Origin of the sequence: Stenotrophomonas sp. 2YAF22, from assembly GCF_052114665.1 — a bacterium.
Taxonomy (GTDB): Bacteria; Pseudomonadota; Gammaproteobacteria; order Xanthomonadales; family Xanthomonadaceae; genus Stenotrophomonas; species Stenotrophomonas indicatrix.
This window is the reverse complement of the sequence record NZ_JBFRFE010000456.1, coordinates 1-3546: the sequence shown is the minus strand read 5'-3', so window position 1 is coordinate 3546 and position 3546 is coordinate 1. Positions and strand designations below refer to the sequence as shown.

The following is a 3546-nucleotide window of genomic DNA, read 5'->3' as shown; positions in this document are numbered from 1 at the left end:
CCGTCCTCGGCCCATAGGTAGTCGTGCACCAGTGCCACGCCGTGCTCGCCAGGCTCAAGGAAATCGGCGGCGCCCCGCGCCATCGCCAGGAACACGACCAGATCATAGAGGTTCTCGGAATACGTCAGTGACCCTGCAACGAAGTACGCCCCTGCCTGATCGTAGGCCGCAAGCTTGATGTTCTCCGCCTGCGCGGATTGCAGGATGGCGGCCAACGCTGCGCGATTGTCCGCATGCCGGGCCAGCATTGCATTGCAATCGGCGAGGAATTCACCCAGCTCCACATCAGTGGACGCAGCCAGATCGGCGCCGCCGGGCAGGCGCCACCGGCCGGCGATCGATCGCCAGTCCTTCCACCTCGATGCCGCAGGCACCGGCGCGGCCAACCAGCGTGCAAGACGCTCGCGTGGCAGCCGCAGCCTGAGCAGGGCCGAATAGGGTTCGGACATGGCTCGTACCCATTCTCTGATCTTCGACAGCGAGGCTTGTACCAAACAACGTCAGCCAAGCCAACTGCCGCAACCGGGCACATGCTGTTAACGCTCCCGCATTATGCTGACTGCCTCATTGGATTTCCGCGAGGCGCGCCCCTTGACCAAGCTGCATGCCCTGATGATCGCCAGCTGCCTGTGTGCCTTCAGCCCACTGGCCCTGGCTGAAACCGTAAACCTGACCAACAGCGCCGACGGTGCCAACCGCGAGGCCGGCATTGCCGCGGTCAAGAAGAAGTTGCAGGACGCCTGCACCGATCGCAAAGGTTCGCCCGACGCGGCGTCGTTCGAAGTGGTCTTTGAAAAGACCAGCGACAACCCGAACGTACCGAAGCCGTATTACCTGGACGGCAGGATGAAGTGCGAGTTGCCGGGGTAAGCGCGCAATGCCACCGGCGGCCGTGCCTGCAGTACCCCCGCGGCGGCTGCGCGCCGCCCGGGGCCCATGCCGGAATCCCTAGCGACGCAGGGCGTCGATGATCACGCCGTTGGCGATCTCCACCAGCAGGTATTCCGTATCCGACTGCCGCACCCAGCGCTGACCGCGGCCGGGGTCGCGCAGACGGTAATGCGCGTAGTCGTCCACCCAGTAGCGCCGGTCAACCTCGGCCCAAGGCAAGCGGTCACCGCGGCGCCATGCCTTTTTCTGCCAGCCCGGCGGGGGTGCGTCGCGGTTGTGCGGGCCGCCTGCATGGGGCGGCGGTCCGTTGCCCCGTGCATGATGCGGCGGATCGGCCCAGGCAGGCGCAGCAACCAGGGTCACTGCCGCACCCAGGGCAATGCCAAGCAAACGTCCGGTTTTCATGGGGATACTCCCGGTCCAGCCGCAGTATGCGGCGTTGTGGCCCTGAATATAGAGCAGCGCCTGTGAATGAATCCGTGCGCCCGGACCGGACCCGATGGGCGTCCGCAAGCCCGCAGTCAGCAATGCAGCTCCCTCACCCTCGAACCTGGGTAGGATTCAGGCCCAGTCGCCTGCGCAGCAATCGCCTGAGCGTCGCAGAATCACCCAAGCCCACCTGCGCGGTCACCTCTTCCACCGAAAGCCCGCCACTTTCCAGCAGCACCCGCGCCCGGTTCAAGCGCACCGACTGGATCAACTGCTGCGGCCCGTAGCCGAGCACCTTGTTCACTTGGCGGTTGAGGGTGCGTGTGGACATGTTGGCCCGCGCGGCAAGCGTGCCCACGGTGACTGGTTCCGGGAGCGTCTCTGCGATGTGGCGGGTCAACAGCGCAATCAGGTTGTTCTCGGGCACCATCATCGCCGGCGACATATACAGCGACTGCAGGCGACGCTGCTCGACCAGCAGCGCCTGGCCCAGCATGGCCGTGAGTTGCTCGCCGAAGCGCTGGCGCAGCACGTAAAGCACCAGGTCCATGTGTGCCATCGCGGCGCCGGCAGTGACCAGCGTGCCATCCGCATGCACCATGCGATCGGGTTCGACGCGGGTGGTTGGCGCCACGCGCCGCAGCGCAGAGGCCAACCACCACGTTGTGGTCACGCAGCGTCCCTCCAGCAATCCGGCTGCGTTGAGCAGAAACACGGACGAACAGGAGCCTGCAATCGTGCCGCCCGCTCTGGCATGGCGACGCAGCGCAGCGACCAAAGGCGGAATGTCCGGCTGGGCCAAGCGCGCGTCGAGTTGGCTGGCATCGTCGATGTCCAGGCCCGGCAGGATCCAGCATTCATGCGCAGAGGAGCGCGCAGGCAACGTGTCCACCTGCAGGTGCAGGCCGTTGCCAAGCGGAATGCTTCCTGGCGTCACCGCGCAGACCCGCCAACGCGGCGGTGCAACCCCGACCCGGCACGCCAGCTTGGCCGCGGTGGTCAGAAGATCAAGGGTGAGGGTGACGCTGGAGGCAAAGGGTGCGCGCGGCACCACCAGGACGAAATCATGCATTGGCTGATTCTGCGCGATTGTTGGCAAATCGGCCACTTAAGACCCGAGCCGCAGCGCGGTTGAATGGGCGCTCCCTCACCCACGAGCGCTATCCATGCCCACCATCCTCATCAAGACACCCGCCGACGCACTGACCGCTCTTCAGCGCGAGCGGATGATCGCCGCGGTGAATACCGCTGCAACGCAATGCAGCGGCCTGGGGCCTGATCCCCGCCAACGCAGCCTGTGCTGGGTGATTGCCGAGGAGGTGCCGGCCGGCTTCTGGCGCTGTGGCGGCAGTGCCGACTTCCTCCACGTCATTCCGTGCCTGGTCCACGTCCTCGCACCCGCCGGCGTACTCGACGAACAGCACCGGTCCCGTTACGCGGCGGTTGTGCACCAGGCCATTCTGGAATCGCTGGCCCTGCCGGATACGCAGCGGCTGGCTGCTTCGATCACGGTGAGCGATGTCACCGATGGCACGTGGGGGCCCAACGGCCAGCTGTGGACACTGCCGCAGTTCGTGGAGGCCGCGGGGTATTCCCATCTGCAAGCACCGGTGAACCGCTGACGCCACAAGCCCTTGTCAGCAGACTGCACCAACGATCATGTTCAATCGCCCTCTGGTCGCTGGCAGTAGCGGGAAAATTCCTGAAGAAAGGCCTCCGCCGGTCCGCGATTGGCCGGCTGCCTTACGGCATCGGCAATGGCCTCCGGCTCCATCTTCATGAAGGGGAAGCGCAGGAACAGTTCTTCGTTGAAGCGGGAGCTGATTGTCGACAGCACAAGCCGCAGAGACGCGAGCATGTCGTCGCCGCGATGGGATGCGTGCACGAGCGCGATGGGCTTTGYAATCACAAGGTCGCCCGATACGAGCCAATCGATGGCGTTCTTCAGGCCGCCCGGAATGCCTCGTGCGTACTCGGGGCTCGAAATCAGAATGCCATCGCAGGCTTCAATGCAGCGCTTGAAGTGCACAACGCTGTCAGGCAAGGGCAGATCTTCAAGATCGGGAGAAAAAACGGGCAGTCCGCCGAGGTCGGCGTAGGTACTCAGTGCGATATCCGGTGGCGCGAGTTCTTCCAGCGCCCTCAGCAATGCGGTGTTGGTGGACAGCCGGCGAGCGCTACCGGATAGGGCAAGGATCTTCATCACGGCACGCTATCACAGGCACC

6 protein-coding genes are annotated in these 3546 nt (G+C 64.9%); 2 read left to right on the top strand and 4 right to left on the bottom strand.

The genetic code is table 11. The features are described 5' to 3' along the window. The coding region (locus AB4Y84_RS16355) for a hypothetical protein (RefSeq protein ID WP_442250452.1) at window positions 1-494 on the bottom strand (494 nt) is incomplete at its 3' end. 97 nt (window positions 495-591) lie between these two features. On the opposite strand from AB4Y84_RS16355, the gene AB4Y84_RS16350 reads away from it, so the two are divergent. Continuing rightward, a complete protein-coding gene (locus AB4Y84_RS16350; protein ID WP_442243550.1) occupies window positions 592-870 on the top strand; it encodes a hypothetical protein in 279 nt (92 codons plus the stop codon). Between the two features lie 78 nt (window positions 871-948). On the opposite strand, the gene AB4Y84_RS16345 is transcribed toward AB4Y84_RS16350, so the two are convergent. Further along, the gene (locus tag AB4Y84_RS16345) at window positions 949-1296 is read right to left on the bottom strand and encodes an RcnB family protein (protein WP_442243551.1); all 348 of its coding nucleotides are present in this window, start codon (window positions 1294-1296) and stop codon (window positions 949-951) included. A 133-nt stretch (window positions 1297-1429) separates the two neighbouring features. Next, window positions 1430-2392: a GlxA family transcriptional regulator gene (locus AB4Y84_RS16340; protein ID WP_428704533.1), complete on the bottom strand. Its 963-nt coding sequence runs from the start codon at window positions 2390-2392 to the stop codon at window positions 1430-1432. A gap of 94 nt (window positions 2393-2486) precedes the next feature. Here AB4Y84_RS16340 and AB4Y84_RS16335 point away from each other — a divergent pair, with 94 nt between their 5' ends. Beyond that, window positions 2487-2942, top strand: coding sequence for a hypothetical protein (locus AB4Y84_RS16335; RefSeq protein ID WP_442243552.1), 456 nt, complete (start codon window positions 2487-2489; stop codon window positions 2940-2942). A 41-nt stretch (window positions 2943-2983) separates the two neighbouring features. Here the strand turns inward: AB4Y84_RS16335 and AB4Y84_RS16330 are convergent, their stop codons facing one another. Beyond that, window positions 2984-3523, bottom strand: a complete 540-nt coding sequence (locus tag AB4Y84_RS16330; protein ID WP_442250451.1) for an NADPH-dependent FMN reductase — start codon at window positions 3521-3523, stop codon at window positions 2984-2986. Between the last annotated feature and the right edge of the window lie 23 nt (window positions 3524-3546).